The organism is Rossellomorea sp. FS2, from assembly GCF_047915635.1.
In the GTDB taxonomy this organism is placed as follows: Bacteria; Bacillota; Bacilli; order Bacillales; family Bacillaceae_B; genus Rossellomorea; species Rossellomorea marisflavi_A.
In genome coordinates this window covers 146,645-163,112 of the sequence record NZ_JBLRVS010000007.1, presented here as the reverse complement: position 1 = coordinate 163,112, position 16,468 = coordinate 146,645, and the positions used below count along the sequence as shown (strand labels likewise).

General features: G+C 49.8%; 17 protein-coding genes. 8 read left to right on the top strand and 9 right to left on the bottom strand.

Going from position 1 to position 16,468, the window contains the following annotated elements; genetic code table 11:
• Window positions 1–2 precede the first annotated feature (2 nt).
• A complete protein-coding gene (gene murJ, locus ACNA6I_RS20230) occupies window positions 3–1,523 on the bottom strand; it encodes a murein biosynthesis integral membrane protein MurJ (protein WP_416314078.1) in 1,521 nt (506 codons plus the stop codon).
• 9 nt (window positions 1,524–1,532) lie between these two features.
• The gene (locus ACNA6I_RS20225) at window positions 1,533–2,993 is read right to left on the bottom strand and encodes an O-antigen ligase family protein (RefSeq protein ID WP_048015256.1); all 1,461 of its coding nucleotides are present in this window, start codon (window positions 2,991–2,993) and stop codon (window positions 1,533–1,535) included.
• Window positions 2,994–3,255: 262 nt separating this feature from the next.
• On the opposite strand from ACNA6I_RS20225, the gene ACNA6I_RS20220 reads away from it, so the two are divergent.
• The 3 genes from ACNA6I_RS20220 to ACNA6I_RS20210 all read left to right on the top strand — a co-directional run bounded on the left by ACNA6I_RS20220 (window position 3,256) and on the right by ACNA6I_RS20210 (window position 6,241).
• Window positions 3,256–3,984 carry a WecB/TagA/CpsF family glycosyltransferase gene (locus ACNA6I_RS20220; RefSeq protein ID WP_048015255.1) on the top strand — a complete coding sequence of 243 codons (729 nt, stop codon included), beginning with the start codon at window positions 3,256–3,258 and terminating at the stop codon, window positions 3,982–3,984.
• Window positions 3,985–4,001: 17 nt separating this feature from the next.
• On the top strand, window positions 4,002–5,111 hold the full coding sequence (locus ACNA6I_RS20215) for a glycosyltransferase family 4 protein (protein ID WP_048014215.1): 1,110 nt from the start codon (window positions 4,002–4,004) through the stop codon (window positions 5,109–5,111).
• A gap of 80 nt (window positions 5,112–5,191) precedes the next feature.
• The gene (locus ACNA6I_RS20210; protein WP_048004979.1) at window positions 5,192–6,241 is read left to right on the top strand and encodes a glycosyltransferase family 4 protein; all 1,050 of its coding nucleotides are present in this window, start codon (window positions 5,192–5,194) and stop codon (window positions 6,239–6,241) included.
• Between the two features lie 357 nt (window positions 6,242–6,598).
• Here ACNA6I_RS20210 and ACNA6I_RS20205 read toward each other — a convergent pair whose 3' ends face one another.
• Together ACNA6I_RS20205 and ACNA6I_RS20200 are read right to left on the bottom strand one after the other, a co-directional pair.
• On the bottom strand, window positions 6,599–7,795 hold the full coding sequence (locus tag ACNA6I_RS20205) for an LCP family protein (RefSeq protein WP_416314077.1): 1,197 nt from the start codon (window positions 7,793–7,795) through the stop codon (window positions 6,599–6,601).
• A gap of 324 nt (window positions 7,796–8,119) precedes the next feature.
• The gene (locus ACNA6I_RS20200) at window positions 8,120–8,752 is read right to left on the bottom strand and encodes a YigZ family protein (RefSeq protein ID WP_416314076.1); all 633 of its coding nucleotides are present in this window, start codon (window positions 8,750–8,752) and stop codon (window positions 8,120–8,122) included.
• Window positions 8,753–9,210: 458 nt separating this feature from the next.
• Here ACNA6I_RS20200 and ACNA6I_RS20195 point away from each other — a divergent pair, with 458 nt between their 5' ends.
• Both ACNA6I_RS20195 and ACNA6I_RS20190 read left to right on the top strand, forming a co-directional pair.
• A complete protein-coding gene (locus ACNA6I_RS20195) occupies window positions 9,211–10,353 on the top strand; it encodes a sensor histidine kinase (protein ID WP_048004932.1) in 1,143 nt (380 codons plus the stop codon).
• A 30-nt stretch (window positions 10,354–10,383) separates the two neighbouring features.
• Entirely contained in the window at window positions 10,384–11,064 is a 681-nt protein-coding gene (locus ACNA6I_RS20190; RefSeq protein WP_048004933.1) for a response regulator, read from the top strand.
• An 84-nt stretch (window positions 11,065–11,148) separates the two neighbouring features.
• Here ACNA6I_RS20190 and treR read toward each other — a convergent pair whose 3' ends face one another.
• Window positions 11,149–11,871, bottom strand: a complete 723-nt coding sequence (treR, locus tag ACNA6I_RS20185) for a trehalose operon repressor (RefSeq protein WP_048004934.1) — start codon at window positions 11,869–11,871, stop codon at window positions 11,149–11,151.
• 148 nt (window positions 11,872–12,019) lie between these two features.
• Between treR and ACNA6I_RS20180 the strand changes: the two genes are divergently transcribed.
• Window positions 12,020–12,592, top strand: coding sequence for a YybH family protein (locus tag ACNA6I_RS20180; protein WP_187427017.1), 573 nt, complete (start codon window positions 12,020–12,022; stop codon window positions 12,590–12,592).
• 33 nt (window positions 12,593–12,625) lie between these two features.
• On the opposite strand, the gene ACNA6I_RS20175 is transcribed toward ACNA6I_RS20180, so the two are convergent.
• From ACNA6I_RS20175 to ACNA6I_RS20165, 3 genes are read right to left on the bottom strand one after another with little or no spacing between them, the layout of a single operon-like run.
• Window positions 12,626–12,829 (bottom strand): hypothetical protein, encoded by a 204-nt coding sequence (locus ACNA6I_RS20175; protein ID WP_416314075.1) that lies wholly within the window; start codon window positions 12,827–12,829, stop codon window positions 12,626–12,628.
• Window positions 12,830–12,846: 17 nt separating this feature from the next.
• Entirely contained in the window at window positions 12,847–13,101 is a 255-nt protein-coding gene (locus ACNA6I_RS20170) for a hypothetical protein (RefSeq protein WP_416314074.1), read from the bottom strand.
• Window positions 13,102–13,128: 27 nt separating this feature from the next.
• Window positions 13,129–13,476 (bottom strand): YwqH-like family protein, encoded by a 348-nt coding sequence (locus tag ACNA6I_RS20165; RefSeq protein ID WP_197082339.1) that lies wholly within the window; start codon window positions 13,474–13,476, stop codon window positions 13,129–13,131.
• 239 nt (window positions 13,477–13,715) lie between these two features.
• Between ACNA6I_RS20165 and ACNA6I_RS20160 the strand changes: the two genes are divergently transcribed.
• Window positions 13,716–14,258, top strand: coding sequence for a histidine phosphatase family protein (locus ACNA6I_RS20160; RefSeq protein WP_159130174.1), 543 nt, complete (start codon window positions 13,716–13,718; stop codon window positions 14,256–14,258).
• The gene (locus ACNA6I_RS20155) at window positions 14,255–14,707 is read left to right on the top strand and encodes an NUDIX hydrolase (protein ID WP_159130173.1); all 453 of its coding nucleotides are present in this window, start codon (window positions 14,255–14,257) and stop codon (window positions 14,705–14,707) included. The genes ACNA6I_RS20160 and ACNA6I_RS20155 overlap by 4 nt, the downstream gene beginning before the upstream one ends.
• Window positions 14,708–14,763: 56 nt before the next feature.
• Here the strand turns inward: ACNA6I_RS20155 and treC are convergent, their stop codons facing one another.
• Window positions 14,764–16,458, bottom strand: coding sequence for an alpha,alpha-phosphotrehalase (gene treC / locus ACNA6I_RS20150; protein WP_416314073.1), 1,695 nt, complete (start codon window positions 16,456–16,458; stop codon window positions 14,764–14,766).
• Between the last annotated feature and the right edge of the window lie 10 nt (window positions 16,459–16,468).

The following is a 16,468-nucleotide window of genomic DNA, read 5'->3' as shown; positions in this document are numbered from 1 at the left end:
GGTTATCGGCTCCTTTTCAGCTTTTGGGTGAGCGGTGATACGGCCTGTACCTTGAAGAGGAAGGCCAGCATACAATAGATGATGAAGATGACGGCGGTCATGATCGCCGTATGGATGATGATGTTCAGGTCATTTGCGAGCAAGGCCTTTGTCGCAAGCGCCCCTGCTGCAGCTCCTGCCGTCGTGAGGAGGAGCTTACCTGATTCTTTTCCGAGTCGTTTTGAGTAGGTTTTCTTTTCTTCGTATCCCTTCAGCAAATAGCTGAAGAGCACGATGCACTGGATGAGCATGGAGATGCTCGATGCGAGGGCGATCCCTCCGACACCCATGAACCTTGCCAGGATGATGCTCAGGACCACGTTGGCCGCGACCGCACCGAGACAAGAGTACATGGCGATCTTCGTCTTCTTCAAGGCGTAGAACCCGTTCATCAGGAAGTCCCTGAGGGCAAAGAAGACAAGGCCGATCCCGTAATAGAAGAGGGCCTGGAAGGTGATGGAGGTTGCACCCGCATCGAAGCTTCCCCGCTCGAAGGCGAGACGGATCAGGTCATCCCCACTCACGGCAAGCAGCACCGTGAAGGGTAGTCCGGCAAACAGGATGATCGCCGTCCCTTTATGTATGATGGTGAAAAATCGCTTGTAGCTCTCGAGTGCTCCTTCCACGAGTGACGGGTAGAGTACCGTGATCAGCGGCGTCAGGATCACGCTGAGGGGGAGCCAGAGAAGCCGGTTCCCGTAATTCAGAGCCGAGACGCTTCCCGTTTCGAGTCCCGATGACACCATGCGGTCCACCAGACTGTTCAACTGGATGCAAATCGCCGCGATGATGATCGGATAAAACAGGATCATGATGCGTTTGATCTGCTCCTTGTTTTCCTTGAAGGCGAAATTGAACCCGATCCCTTCTTTCCTGAACGAAGGATACTGGATGAAGAACTGTCCGGCAGCTCCCATGAGGACACCGGCGGCGAGTCCGAACACCCCGTACATGTTTGTCAGGAGGACGGTCGCCAGGATGATGACGATATTCTGCACCGTGGATGTGAACGCCGGCAGGACGAACTGCTTGTTGGCGTTCAGCACTCCTGTCGAGATCGCCGTCAACGTCAGGAAGATCATACTTGGGATCATGATGCGCGTAAGATCCACCGCGAGATCGAGCTGACCCGGGGTGAAGCCCGGTGCCATCAACTTCATGAGCGGCTCCGTGAAGAGGAGCGTCACTGCGATGAAGGCGATGGAAATGACAAGGAAAAACGTGCCGAGGAGACTCATGAGCTCCCGAGATTCCCTCTTGCTTCTCTCACGTGCTTCCATGAAGAGCGGAATCGTCCCTGCCTGAATTGCCGTCCCGATCGCTGTGAAGAGCAGGGTCGGGACAAGACTCGAGACGAAGAACACGTCTGCTACGTCAGATGTGCCGAAGTACGCGGCAATGATGCTCTCCCGTGCGAATCCGAGCAGTTTTCCAAGACCGGAGATGATTGTGACAAGCCCGACGGCTTTGATGAGCGATTTCATATGAATTCCTCATTTTTCAAGAGAATGGGGCGTCCTTTCTTTCGTAAGGAAATAGCCCAGTACGGAGTAGAAATACAGCGTAAGAATCTTCTCCTCCAGTACATTATAAAACAGGGCCATGAGCAATGTCGCCAGGGTCAGGCAGAAAAGCACCGGAGCAATGGGGTCTTTTCTCCTCTTCCACGTGATGATGAAGATCGCCACCACAAATGCTAAGACGCTCACTGTCCCCAGTGTCCCGGTCTGCACGAGGAGCTGGATGTATTGATTATCCGAGTACATCCTGTCCGGCAGCTGATACCTCTCGGCGATCGGTGTCCCGTAGCTCAGCGTCGCAGAATCCCCGAACGTCCCGAATCCTGTCCCGATCACAGGATTCATGAGATAGATATCAAGCCCCTTGAATACCACATACAGCCTGCCCCACTGGCTGCTTTTCTCAATGATGTCGTCAGAGAATATTTCCTTGAAGCGATTGGAGAATGCGGATGACCGTTCATTCGGCGGCGGTGCGCTGTCAGGCTCAACTTCTTCCTGTGGAACATCGGGCATATGCCCATCGCTGATCGTATGGGCGTCGATCTCTTCCCGTGCAATACCGGCAGGGTAATAGATGAGGAAGAGCCCCAATACAATGGATAGAATCAGTCCCGCCCCCATTTTCCAAGCCCTCTTCCACAGCACATAGACGATGAAGGCAATCCCGAATGCCAGGATCGAACCCCTGGAGTAGGTGAGGCAGAGGGTGCCGAGCATCAGGATGGAGGCAAGAACGTAAAGGATCCGCCATCGCTTCGCAACGGACAGGACATAAAGGGTGATAAAGAGACAGATGGATAAATATGTACCAAGTACGTTCGGATTCGCCGTCAGGCCGTACACCCTCATCTCATTTACAGAGGACAGATTCCAGTTCGTCCATGCCTCCGGAACAAGAAATGTCCTAGAAAAGAGGTACTCGATGATTCCGTGTACAGACAGGATTGACCCCATCACGATAGAGAGTTGGAGGAAATATCCGATATCTTCTTTATTCATCTTCCACTGACCGACGATGAAGAGGATCAGGAAGGTGATGAGATAGGCGCGATTCTGAAAGATGATGGCAGACAGGCCGACGCCCGTCTGAAAGGCTGCAATCGTCCCGACGAGACAGAACAGCAGGATGAAGCCCGTAAAGGCATACGTCTTCCACGAACCACGGTCCCGGATGAACCCGTAAAGGGCGGCAAGGAACAAGACGATCAGCAGACAGTCGCCCATGAGCTTGAAGCCAGGATTCAATTCTAGTAAGAACGGGCGGATTGGGAAGTATATGAATAAGAGCAACAATCCGTTCTTCTTATTCCATGCAATGAAGAATAAGCTAAGGAGGGTGGAGAGATAGGCAACCACCGGATGTGTAAATACGGAAGGTACCACTAGCGCAATGACCGCCAACAATACCAGATGCTGAAGCTTCGACAACAAAACATGACCACCCTTCTGAGAGGTTATTTCCTAGTATAAGCTTAATAAACGAATTTATTGTTTTATTTAACATTTTGTAAAGATTCCTAAAGGAATGGTAAAAAATTGATGACATGGAACCATCCGCCGACAATCTATCTTATTATAGAATCGAATCGGAAATTCCTCCAACGTCATGGAGTTGTAACACAATAACTGTTTCAGTAGCGGGGCGGCTGGGATAGAATAAAGGGGAGAATCGACAAGAGAGGTAGACACGATAATGACAAATCAAACCATCACCATACTCGACGTACCTTTTGTGAATCAACGTAAATCCGAGGTCGTACATGATCTCTATCATCAGTATATAAAAGAAGAAAAGAAAGCACTTGTGGTCACGGCCAATCCAGAAATCGTCATGCAGGCGAGGGAAGATCAAGAATACCACGCCATCCTGCAGACAGCCGACATCATCGTCCCCGACGGGATCGGTGTGATCATCGCCTCCAAGATGAAGAAGACGCCCCTGATGGAGCGCGTGCCTGGTTTTGAACTGATGGAGGACTTGCTTGCACTCGGGAATGAAAACCCCATTTCTTTCTATATAGTGGGAGCAAAACCCGAAATCCTTGAAGAAGCCGTTCAGAACCTACACACCACGTATCCGAATCTTCACCTGGCAGGTCATCATCATGGGTACTTCCAAGATGACGATGAAACCATCATTGAAGACATCCAGCGAACCAAACCGGATGTCATCCTGGTCGCCCTTGGGTTCCCGCGCCAAGAGAAATGGATCGCTGCCAATCTGCCCAAGGTCGAAAAAGGGGTCTTCATGGGAGTCGGCGGCAGCATCGATGTACTGGCGGGCCATGTGAAGAGAGCACCGGTCTTTTTCCAAAAGGTTCACCTGGAGTGGTTCTACCGTCTCCTGAAGCAGCCTTCCCGTTGGAGAAGGATGCTCGTGCTGCCACAATTCATCATCACTGTCATGAAATCCAAACACTAACGCTGGGAGGTCCCACCGTGAAGATCCTGCACCTGAATGCCGGCAACGAAAGCGGCGGAGGCATGTTTCACATCCTGTCATTGTTGAACGAATTGAACCGGGAAGAATTCTTTCTCGGCGTCTTTGAAAAAGGAGAAATGTATAAGCGTGGGATTGAGCAGAACATCCAACTGGTAAATTTCGACCAAAAGTCAAGATTCGACTTTACGGTTGTCAGAAAAATTGGTACCTTTATAGGAAAGCATGGAATCGACATGATTCACACCCACGGAGCGAGAGCGAACTGCTATGCCCCCTTCATACGAAAAAGGACGGGCGTGAAGTGGGTGGTGACCGTACATAGTGATCCACGCGATGACTTCATGGGTCAGGGGATCACGGGGAAAGTCTTCACCAGGACCAACCTGAATGCCCTCAAGCAGGCAGACCACTTCCTTGCCATTTCGGAGCGGTTCAAGACCATCCTGATGGATCTCGGCATCCCTCCAGAGAAGATCACCGTCATCCTGAACGGGATCGACTTCGACAAACCGCTGTCGAAACCGTTTGAAAGAGAAGAATTAGGGGTAAAAGAAGGAGACTTCGTTATGCTGATGGTGGCCAGGCTCGAAGCAGTGAAGAACCATAAGCTGGCACTCACCGCACTTCGGAACCTGATTCAACACCACCACCAGACCGGAATCAAACTTCTCATTGTCGGTGACGGATCGGAACGGGATGGACTGGAAGCCTTCGTCAAGACTAACGGACTTACATCCTGTGTAGGGTTCCTCGGTCACCGTAATGATGTTGAGCGATTATATCCTCTGTCGGACCTTGTACTCCTTACATCCTATAGTGAAAGCTTTCCTCTTGTCCTGTTAGAGGCCGCACGTTCCAATGTCCCCGTGATTACCACGGACGTCGGCGGGGTTGACCGCCTGATTCCATCAGAAGACTACGGATGGATTGTCCCCATCGATGATGAGAAGAGCCTGACGGAAAAGCTCCTCACCGCCATTGAACTGAAGCGGAGTGAACGCCTGCGGGAAATAGGACAAAAGTTAAGAATGCACAGCAGGGACAATTTTTCAGTAGAGCATTTCGCCAAGAACGTTTATAATGTATATTTGAGGCTGCTCGGATAGCCGCATCTAAGAATTACCTGTATTCAACAATCGACCAACCGGGTAGATTAACGATTAAGAGGTGTACAATGACAATGCCAATGTTAATTCTGACATTACTCATATGCTTTGCCCTCACCATCGCGATCACACCCCTTGTTAAGCGGTTTGCATTCGCAGTGGGCGCGACCGACAAACCGGAGGATCGCAAGGTGCACAGCAAAATCATGCCCCGCCTTGGCGGACTGGCTATCTATATCGGATTCATCACGGGATATCTCATCCTCCGTCCTGAAGATCAATACGCCCTCCCGATCATCATCGGAAGCGGTGTAATCCTTCTGACAGGAATGGCAGATGACATTTTTCAGCTTTCAGCTAAATGGAAGTTCGTCGGCCAAATCGCAGCGGCACTCATCGTCGTCCTTGGCGGTGTAAAGATCAACTTCATCAACGTGCCGTTCTTCGACACAGAGCTGAAGTTCGGACTGCTTAGCATCCCGATCACCATCCTTTGGATCGTGGGGATCACCAATGCCATCAACTTCATTGATGGCCTCGACGGGCTGGCAGCGGGTGTCTGCACCATCGGACTTGCCACCATCGGCTTCATGGCCATGCTGAAAGGCGATATCTTCGTCATGACGCTCGCCATGATCGTACTCGTAAGCTCCCTTGGCTTCCTGTACTACAATTTCCATCCGGCCAAGATCTTCATGGGGGACACCGGCTCCCTCTTCCTCGGATACATCATATCCGTACTGGCCCTCCTAGGATTCAAGAACGTCACGATGGTCTCACTCGTCATCCCGTTCATCATCCTTGGAGTACCGATCTCAGATACCTTCTTCGCCATACTCAGAAGGTACAAGAACAAAAGCCCATTGTCCGCACCGGACAAATCCCACCTGCATCACTGCTTGCTGAGGGCGGGCTTCAGTCACAAACAAACTGTCATCATCATCTACGCCATGGCTGCCATGTTCAGCCTGGCCGCCATCATCTTCTCCATGTCCACCGTCTGGGGAGGCCTGATCATCCTCACGATCCTGCTCTTCGCCATCGAATGGTTCATCGAGAGCATCGGTTTGGTCAACTCCAACTACCAACCGCTCATCAAGTTCGTAAAGGCGCGGACGAGTAAGAAGTAAGATGTTTGATGCAGAAAGCAGCCAACCCTGAGGGTTGGCTGCTTTTTTGCGTTTGGTGGGAGGAGCGGAGGAGGAATTTTTGTACCTGGCACCAAATGGCGATATGGTGCCAGGTACAAAAAGGGAGAAAGGTGCCAGGCACAAAAAGGGGATATGGTGCCAGGCACAAAAAGGGGGAAAGGTGCCAGGCACAAAAAGGGGAAAAGGTGCCAGGTACAAAAAGGGGATATGGTGCCAGGCACAAAAAGGGGATATGGTGCCAGGCACAAAAACGGCAAAAGGTGCCTGGCACCACCACCGCACGCACCTCCCACCACAACAAAAAAACACCCGCCATCCAGGCGGGGGCTCTTCCAATCACTGTTCTGCATATGGATCGGATTCGGTTTCTGCATGTGGAATCTCTTCCAATGCAGGGCCCGTATCTTCTCCGGTTTCATCATAGGTTCCGGTGTCATCCGAAGTATCATCATACGTTCCGGATTCATCGGTAGACTCGCTGTAAGGATCGCTTTCTTCTTCTGTAGTGGTCGTATCATCTTCGGTGCCATAAGGGTCGGTTTCTTCACCGTTTTCTTCGGTGTTGATGTTATCCGCTGTCTGCGATTGGGACAGTCCAAGGTGGTTTCTCAGCTCCAGGCTGGTGTTGGCAACGCTTGTCTCGTCGAGGAGCCAGTAGTATACGCCGTCGATGTAGGTGTCTTCACCTTCAAGGGTGATGTTCTCGATGGACAGCTTCTTGGTCAGGCCGTAGCTGGAGAAAGCTTTCATTTCGCTGAACGTCATGTTGGTGGCCATGTTGTTCCCGATTGCTTCAAGAATGTCGTCGTACTTCGTGAGGGCGTTGGCCGAAGCAGCTTTCTTTACGATTCCCTGTAGGATCATCTGCTGGCGTTTGCCTCGTTCGATGTCGTTATCATAGTGTCGGGTCCTTGCCAGTGCAAGGGCTTCTTCCCCGTCCAGGGTCTGTTCGCCAGGCATCAGGTGAATGGCATTGGCTTTGTCCTTTGAATTCTGCTCTTTTAATTCATATGGAACGTCGACATTTATGCCTTCAAGGGCATCGACTACATCGATGAAGGCATTGAAGTTCATTTTCACGTAGTAGTCAACCGGGATGTTCATGAGCTGTTCCACTGCTTCAATGGAGGCTTTCGGTCCTCCATAGGCATGGGCGTGATTGATTTTCGTTTTATAGCCTGCGTCTTCCAGGTAGACATACGAGTCACGCGGGATGCTGACAAGTTTCACTGATTTATCTTTTTCGTTCAAGGTGGCAAGCATCAGTGCGTCTGAGCGGTCCTTCGTGTTTCCGCGTACGTCACTGCCATCGACACCGATGAACAGGATGGATACATTATCAACGTCGGGGTTCACTGCGGTTTCGCGGAGGTTGGATTTTTCACGGCCGTCGATGTTATCGTAGGATTTATTGAATACGGTTTCTGCTTTTTTTAGAACGACTGCACCGAATGCGGCGGCTGAAAAGGTGACGATTAGAAGGGGGATGATGAGGAAGAAGAAGATTCTTCTGCGGCGTTTCTTCTTTTTCATGATCTGATCATCTCGATATATTCCGTTATGCGACATATTTAAGAAGCTCCTTTTTTCGAGTAATACCTACAATATCTAAGAATATTCGCGTTTTTTACCTAAGCTCAATTGTACTATGTTACATAACCACCGTAAAATGAAATTTTTATTACAGTACACTTACAAAAAAAGCGGGACAAACCCCGCGGCTGCAATCCTCTAGATAGTAGGTATACATTAGAGCCAACTTCAATCATGCTCAACATGGTTCCATACCCGTTTTCCATCCATCGTACTCCACTTGATGAAAAAAGACAGATCCCGTGGAATCTGTCTCCTTAGTGTTTATATAAGCGTCTCCAAATATTCCACTTCGCTTTCAGTGATTTCACCTTGTCCATTGGTGAGTTCGGTCATCCAGGAAGTGAAGTCATCCTTCGCTGCTTCTTCGACATAGACCTCTACTTCGACAGCGTCGAGATAGTGGATTTCTTTGAGCTGGTAGTGAGAGGAACGGATATCATTCTCTACTTTTCCGAGCCAGGTATAGTCGATTTTAGTCTTCATGATGCGCATGAGCTTCCGTTCGACGACACCGGTCGCGTTCAAGCCTTCGGATGTGCTTTTTCCGTACGCACGGATGAGGCCGCCTGCACCGAGTTTGATGCCACCGAAGTAGCGGGTGACGACCACGACGGTATCCTTCAGGTCGCGTTTCTTCAACACTTCAAGCATGGGAACGCCGGCCGTTCCGCTTGGTTCACCGTCGTCATTGGCCTTCTGGATGAGGTTGTTTTCCCCGATCATGTAGGCTGAACAGTTATGCGTTGCGTCCCAATGCTTCTTCTTGATATCGGCGATGAACGCCTGTGCATCTTCTTCTGTTTCCACACGGGCTACATGGGCGATGAAGCGTGAGCGCTCGATGACGATCTCGTTCTCGCCGGGTCCTTTTACAGTATAATATTTATGAAGCAATTCGCTTACCTCCTATCGGCGTGAATACTCTATTCCTACTATATAAAAAAATGAATCATAATGCACAAGGGAACGACTTCGTTCGAGGGAATAGTTGGTATTACATGAAATAATGGTAATACAATGTAATGAAACTTTAATCTCCTCCTATAGGCGACATGGTATAATGGACGCTGATAGTCATACTTTCTACCTCCTGGAAAGGTACAGGTTTTTGCCAATGCCTTCCTTGGGTATGTAAAGGATGTAGGAATATGCCTAGATGAATAAAGGAGTTTCAACTATCCCTATGGAAATGGTTAGAGAATGCGATGTTTCGATGCTGATTGGGACTTAGGTCACTGTCTTTTCACCCGAAACGTGTTGAACATTGTTGGATGTGTACTTAGTATAGAAGTATAGCGTTTCCAACTCTAATCGATGTCCATGATTATCGTGGAACAAAAGAGGGGTGTACCGTGTCACTGAAAAAAATCGACACCAAGATCCTGGATGGAATCCTTGAGAAGATGATCGACACGGTCGATGAGAGCAAGGGTGAAATCTTTCAGATCGGTGAGCAATGCCGTAATGATTACCAAGACTTAATGCAAGAACTATTAGATGTTAAGAATAAGGTCCTTCAGGTCATCGACGAGGGGGATGAGCTCCACAAGAGGTCAAGGCTCGCACGCCTGAGGCTTTCTGAGGTGAGCAAGCATTTTCAGACCTACTCCGAAGACCAGGTGAGGGACGCCTATGAAAAAGCCCACGATTTCCAGATGAAACTTCTTATGAACCGACAGCAGGAAAAGCAGCTGCGCGATCGCCGCGATGAACTTGAACGACGTATGAGGTCATTGGGGGAAACGATCGATAAGGCAGAGAATCTCTGCTCGCAGATTTCCGTGGTTCTCAATTATTTGAACAGTGATTTACGTGAAGTGAATGAAGCCCTTGAAGACGCGAAGCAGCGTCAGGATTTCGGCCTCCAGATCATTGAAGCCCAGGAAGATGAGCGCAAGCGTGTCTCCAGGGAAATCCATGATGGACCGGCCCAGATGATGGCAAACGTCCTCATCCGTTCCGATCTCATCGAACGGGTCTTCCGTGAGAAGACGACCGATGATGCGATCAAGGAAATCCGCGATCTGAAACGCATGGTCCGCTCGGCACTCTATGAGGTCCGTCGAATCATTTACGACCTGCGTCCCATGGCACTTGATGATTTGGGACTCGTGCCGACACTCAAGAAATACTTGAGTACCATTGAAGAATACAACGATAAGACAAGTATCCAGTTCATCAATATGGGACTTGATATACGGCTCCCGCCGAAGTTCGAAGTCGCCCTCTTCAGAATGGTGCAGGAAAGCGTCCAGAACTCGCTCAAGCATGCCGAGGCCACACACATTCAAGTAAAAGTGGAAGTAAAGAAAGACAATATAACCGTCGTCATCAAAGACAACGGCAAAGGATTCGATCTACATACACAAAAAACGGGATCCTTTGGCATCATGGGGATGAAAGAGCGTGTCGACCTTCTGGAAGGAGACATCACGATCGACTCAAAAGTAGGAGGCGGGACAGTCATACTGATCCGCGTACCTCTGAATATGTAAATTTTTCTAAGGTTTAGGGAGGCGAATGACATGGCAACAACTAATATCGTTATCATCGATGATCATCAGCTATTTCGTGAAGGGGTAAAACGGATTTTGGAATTCGAACCTTCATTCAACGTAGTAGCAGAAGGGGATGACGGAGCTGATGCCTCAGGTCTGGTGGCAGAGCACGAGCCGGATGTCGTCCTCATGGATATCAATATGCCCGAAATCAACGGCGTCGAGGCAACGCGCGAGCTCATGGATAAATATCCGGAGACAAAAGTCATCATCCTCTCCATCCACGATGATGAGAACTACGTAAACCATGCTCTGAAAACAGGAGCACTCGGCTATCTTCTTAAAGAAATGGATTCCGACGCTCTTGTGGAAGCAGTCAAGATCGTGGCTGAAGGTGGATCATACATCCATCCGAAAGTGACGCACAACCTGGTGGCCGAATACCGCCGCCTTGCGAATGCATCCAACTCTGGCGGATTCCAGCAATCCGAAGTTCGCCGCCCGCTTCACCTCCTCACACGCCGTGAGTGTGAAGTCCTGCAGATGCTTGCAGATGGGAAAAGCAACCGTGGGATCGGTGAAGCACTCTACATCAGTGAGAAAACCGTCAAGAACCACGTCAGTAACATCCTTCAGAAGATGAATGTGAACGACCGAACGCAAGCAGTTGTCACAGCCATCAAAAATGGTTGGGTGGAAGTACGATAATACGGATTTTGAGAAGGTAGCCGTTCTGGCTGCCTTCTTTTTTTGCAGAAAAAAGCCACGGCAACCACCATGGCTCTTCCTCTATCAATGCTTCCGCCTCGCAAAATCCACAAACCGGAACATATCCAGTCGGTGGCGTGATTCGGTATATTCGAACCGGACGGCATCCTTCAAGTGGACCATGTTCCGCACGACCACTACATGGTCATACCCTTTCAAATCCAAGAGCTTTTCGTCCTCTTCCGTACAGGGCTCCACGACGATTTCCTTTTTGGCAAAATCGATGGGGAGACCGAGGGTGCCTTCAAGATGCTCATAGATCGAATTCTCGCAGATTTCCTGGGTGAGGAGAGGGACGCGGGACTTCAGGAAATACGACTTATCGAGGATGATCCGTTCCCCGCCGATTTCACGGGAGCGGGCCACCTCCCATACTTCATCGCCGACGGTGGTCTGGAGAAGGGAGGCGAGCTGATCATCAGCCAGGATGAGACCGAAACGGTGAACATGTGTCTTGATCGATTCGCGGCCCATGGACTGCTGCAGTTCTTTGAAGCTCACGAGTCCCGAGACGGGGAAGTTCATCCGGGATACGTCCAGGACAAGGGATCCCTTTCCGCGCAGCTTTTGGATGTATCCGTTCTGTGCAAGCATCGTAAGCGCCTTGCGGATCGTTTCCCGGGAGGTATCATACATGTCGGACAGTTCATTCTCCGAAGGGAGGATCGTGTCGGGTGCGTAGGTACCGTTCTGTATATGGTCCGATAAATCGGTATAGATCTGATAATATTTATTCCGTTTTGTCATTATGATCACCTGCTCTCATTTTACCATATCTGTCACAAAGAATTGAGAATCGACTTGAGTGTTGCGAATATTTTCAATAGAATGGAGATAGTGCAAATCTAATGAATAAGGGTGAAGAGCATTGTCGAAACAGCATTGGAAAAAAATCATGTTGGGTATAGGCATCAGTACGCTGCTTCTCGGGGCGTGCAGCGCAGACGAAGAGAAGAAGGAAGACAAGAAGACTTCTGAAGAATCCAAGGCGGATGAAAGCAAAAAGAGCGAGGAACAAGTTCAACAAGAGCTCCCGACCTCCGAAAATGACAAAATTGTCGAACGGGCCCAGAAGCTGGAGGAAGCAGAAGGAATCCCTGCAGAAGATAAAGAAGAGTTGACCCAGACGTTTGATCAATATATCAAGACCTTCAATGAGAAGGACTATGATGCGTATATGAATCTCATCTCGAAACAACCGATCAACTTCAAATATGAAGATGAAGAAAAGTACGTGAAGCAGATCTTCGATTCTGTCGATTCGAAGCGTACAGCTGAAAACGTCAAGATCATCAACTTCAATGAAGCGAAGGCAGACGTATACGCTGAAATCAGCGCAACCACAAAGGATCCCGACAGCGGGAAAGAAGTGACGCGATCCGGCCGTCAGGTAACGGTATTCAAGAGTCAGGATGACGGATGGAAGGTTGTAGCGATCTTCTTCCAGGCAAGCGATGACGAGGAATGAGAAAAAGGACTGCTCCTGATGGGGCAGTCCTTTTTATGCGGGTTTCCTTAAAAACCTGGAACGGATCCACAGGATGATGCCTGCAAATCCGTATGATAAGACAAGCACGAATGCAATTCCCGCTAGATTCTTCCAAGTGAGCTCGCCGTGGATGAGAGAGACGATGAACAAAGTGCCGGAAGAAATTGTCGACGCGATCACGATGAAGAGTGCATAAACGAGAATCGCGATTCTCAAAAACTTCCTCAGTGGCGTCAGTTCTTCAGGTGGACCGGGCGTTGAAGGCTGAACCTCGGACGCGGACACCTTTGGAAAGAAGCGTGCGCGTATCCAACAAGGATATTCACACCCCCGGCGATCAAGAAGGCAAGATAATCCGTAAGAGGATGCTTGCTGATCATACTCAAGGCAGTGATCAGTGGTATGATTCCCACTATCAGGCCAAGAATTCCGAATACGAGCAGAATCATGCGGTATGTATTCCGCTTGAAATGTTGTTCTGGTGTCATGGACTAAATCCCTTCTCAAGAGGTTCGTTACATCATCGGGTCCTTCTTATTCTCTTCTTCGAGACGCTTGACCTCTTTGTCCATACTCACTTCAAGGGCAGCGATCTCTGCTTCGAGAGAGGAAATCTTCGATTCGATGGATGTGATGGCAGAGTCCATCTGACTTTGGGAGATATCCCGATAGGCTTCATTGAACTGTTCCCGGACTTCTTCAAACTCGTTGGCGCGGGTTCCCTGCCAGGTCGTTGCACTGAGCTCGGGTTGCTTTACTTTTTGAGTATACTGATTGAATTCACCTTGGAGTTGATTCATGTTGGTTTTGGAGGTCCTCAGACGTTCAAGCTGCTTACGCTTTTCCCCGATCTGCGTGACCATGAATGATAGGTAGGACAAAGGATTCAGCCCCTTCAAAAATGTGTTGTATATACCTATGTTATGGTATCAAATGGAAACATTTAAGATAAATAGGTCTAAGATACCAAAAAAGGAGGTAGTTGAGAGGAGATAAGGTACAGGTTACTATATACCCATATTCAGAGAATATAATCAAACTTTTTACAAAAAAGGGTATCATTCTACATGAATCGAATAATGACATAAAAGGGGGAAAGAACATGGAGAAAACCATCTATCTCGTCCGCCACTGTAAAGCTGAAGGGCAGGCACCTGATGCCCGCTTGACCGCAGAAGGAGAAGAGCAGGCGGGGCGTATCACGGCATTTTTTAAAGATATCGACGTCGATACCATCTTGACGAGTCCTTATCTAAGGGCGGTCCAGACGGTAAAGGGGCTGGCAGAGAATCACGGGATCCGCCTTGTAGAAGAGCCCCGCCTCTCGGAAAGGGTGTTGACGGGGCAGTATCATCCCGATTGGCTCACGATGCTGGAACGGACCTTCACAGATCTGGAGCTTTCATATCCAGGAGGAGAGTCGAGCCTCCAAGCGATGCAGAGGGGAATGGAGGTAATCGATCAGATCCTTCAAGGTCATCACTCCGTCACGGTCATGGCGACCCATGGGAATCTGATGGCTCTTCTGCTGAAAAAATTCGATGATGCGTTCGGTTTCACACAGTGGAAGACCCTATCAAACCCGGATATCTATCGGTTGGATTTCACGATAGACGCACCTGTCATCCAAAGGGTGTGGGGATGAGTGATTACATCAGGGAAATGAGGAGATTGGTGGGAACCCGGCCACTTATGGTGGTGGGATCCACTGTCCTGTGTATAAATGAGAAGAAAGAACTACTCCTTCAGTACCGGACGGATGCCGATATATGGGGGCTTCCCGGCGGTGTGATGGAGTATGGGGAAAGCCTTGAAGAGACGGCTGCCCGGGAATTTCATGAAGAAACGGGGCTCCTCGCAGGGGAGCTGCAGTTCATCCGGATCCTCTCGGGACCGGATGAGTGCCACACTTACCCGAACGGCGATCAAATCTACGGTGTCACAGCGGTGTACGTGACGCATACTGTCACAGGGACCCTCGAGGCCAGTGGAGAATCCCGGGAGCTCAGGTACTTCGCCCTTGATGACTTGCCATCCCCGATGGTCTCCAAAGCCAGGAGGATCATCAACGAATTAAGTCCTGGCTTGATATGATCACCATATAAAAACCGGGCAGCCTGAAGGGGCTGCCCGGTTTTTGTATGGTGAACTTATTTCGTCAAGCGGAACACGACGGATTCATAAGGTCGGAGGTTCATATGGGTATAAACATTGGCGGTATCTTCATAGTTGGAGAGCAAGATGTCACTCGTCCATCCATTCACGTCCACCTCTTCAGGCAGGGTGAATGTGGCGTCTGTTCCGTAGAAATTATTCACTACCAGCAGTTTCTCGTCCTCTCCGTTCCGCACATAGGCGAACAGGTGTGGGTCGTCTTCGAGGATGAGCTGGTAATCACCATCCGTGATCACGTCGTACTCTTTCCTTAGCTTGATCAGCTTTTGATAATGATAGAACACAGATGATGGATCATCCATTGCGGCTTCAGCGTTGAACTCCCGGAAGTTCTTTGCAACAGGGATCCACGGCTGTCCTGTAGTGAATCCTGCATTTTCACTTCCATCCCACTGAACAGGCGTACGGGAGTTGTCACGGGATTTGTGACGCAGGATCTCAAGGATTTCGTCTTCCGATTTCCCTTGTTCTTTCATGATGTTGAACATATTGATCGACTCCACGTCCCGATACTCATCGATGCTTGTGAATTTCGGATTCGTCATCCCGAATTCTTCCCCTTGGTAAATATAAGGCGTCCCCTGCATCATGTGGATTGTTGTGGCGAGCATTTTCGCCGATTCCTTATGGAACTCTCCGTCATTTCCGTAGCGGCTCACGATCCGTGGCTGGTCGTGGTTACACCAGAAGAGGGCGTTCCATCCACCTCCGTCATGCATTTCCTTCTGCCAGGTGGAAAGGATGTCCTTGAGCTGCTGGAAGTCGAAGTCGGCGACCGTCCATTTCTCACCGCCGGGGTAATCCACCTTCAAGTGGTGGAAGTTGAACGTCATGCTGAGTTCGTTCCGGTCCGGGCGCGAGTATTTGATGCAGTTATCGATCGTCGTAGACGACATCTCCCCGACGGTCATGATGTCGTGCTTCGAGAAGACTTCACGGTTCATCTCCTGCATGTAATCATGGACCTTAGGACCGTCCGTGTAAAACTTGCGTCCGTCTCCGGGAGCCGTGGAGCCGTCGTCATCAGGGAAACGTTGGTCTTTTGAAATCAGGTTGATGACGTCCAGGCGGAAGCCGTCGACGCCCTTATCTAGCCAGAAGAGCATCATGTCATAGAGCTTGCGGCGGACAGCGTCATTTTCCCAGTTGAGGTCGGCCTGTGTGACATCAAAGAGATGAAGGTAGTATTGACCGGTCGCTTCGTCATACTGCCAGGCATTTCCTCCGAACTTCGACTGCCAGTTCGTCGGCTCGGATCCGTCGGGCTTGCCATCGCGCCAGATGTAGAAGTCACGGTATTCGCTGTCTTTTGACTGACGTGACTCGATGAACCACTGGTTCTCTGTGGAGGTGTGGTTGATGACGATGTCGAGGATGACTTTGATGCCGCGGGCGTGTGCTTCGCTCAGGAGGTTCTCGAAGTCTTCCATGGTGCCGTATTCGGCGTGGATGGAGAAGTAGTCGCTGATGTCGTAGCCGTTGTCGCGCTGCGGGCTTTCGTAGATGGGGGTGAGCCAGATGACGTCGACGCCGAGTTTGTTGAGGTAGTCGAGTTTCTGGGTGATGCCTTGGATGTTTCCGACTCCGTTTCCTGTTGTGTCGTTGAAGCTTTTGGGGTAGATCTGGTAGACGGCTGCTTTTTTCCACCATGGTTGTGGTTGTTGGGTCATTTGGGACACC

What these genes read in the sequence shown, in the direction of transcription:
- ACNA6I_RS20170 (WP_416314074.1), bottom strand. Translation starts at nt 13,101, where the DNA reads ATGACACCAGAACAACATTTCAAGCGGAATACATACCGCATGATTCTG.
- ACNA6I_RS20210 (WP_048004979.1), top strand. Translation starts at nt 5,192, where the DNA reads ATGTTAATTCTGACATTACTCATATGCTTTGCCCTCACCATCGCGATC.
- murJ (WP_416314078.1), bottom strand. Translation starts at nt 1,523, where the DNA reads ATGAAATCGCTCATCAAAGCCGTCGGGCTTGTCACAATCATCTCCGGT.
- treC (WP_416314073.1), bottom strand. Translation starts at nt 16,458, where the DNA reads ATGACCCAACAACCACAACCATGGTGGAAAAAAGCAGCCGTCTACCAG.
- ACNA6I_RS20190 (WP_048004933.1), top strand. Translation starts at nt 10,384, where the DNA reads ATGGCAACAACTAATATCGTTATCATCGATGATCATCAGCTATTTCGT.
- ACNA6I_RS20155 (WP_159130173.1), top strand. Translation starts at nt 14,255, where the DNA reads ATGAGTGATTACATCAGGGAAATGAGGAGATTGGTGGGAACCCGGCCA.
- ACNA6I_RS20160 (WP_159130174.1), top strand. Translation starts at nt 13,716, where the DNA reads ATGGAGAAAACCATCTATCTCGTCCGCCACTGTAAAGCTGAAGGGCAG.
- ACNA6I_RS20165 (WP_197082339.1), bottom strand. Translation starts at nt 13,476, where the DNA reads ATGGTCACGCAGATCGGGGAAAAGCGTAAGCAGCTTGAACGTCTGAGG.
- ACNA6I_RS20205 (WP_416314077.1), bottom strand. Translation starts at nt 7,795, where the DNA reads ATGAAAAAGAAGAAACGCCGCAGAAGAATCTTCTTCTTCCTCATCATC.
- ACNA6I_RS20180 (WP_187427017.1), top strand. Translation starts at nt 12,020, where the DNA reads ATGTTGGGTATAGGCATCAGTACGCTGCTTCTCGGGGCGTGCAGCGCA.
- ACNA6I_RS20220 (WP_048015255.1), top strand. Translation starts at nt 3,256, where the DNA reads ATGACAAATCAAACCATCACCATACTCGACGTACCTTTTGTGAATCAA.
- treR (WP_048004934.1), bottom strand. Translation starts at nt 11,871, where the DNA reads ATGACAAAACGGAATAAATATTATCAGATCTATACCGATTTATCGGAC.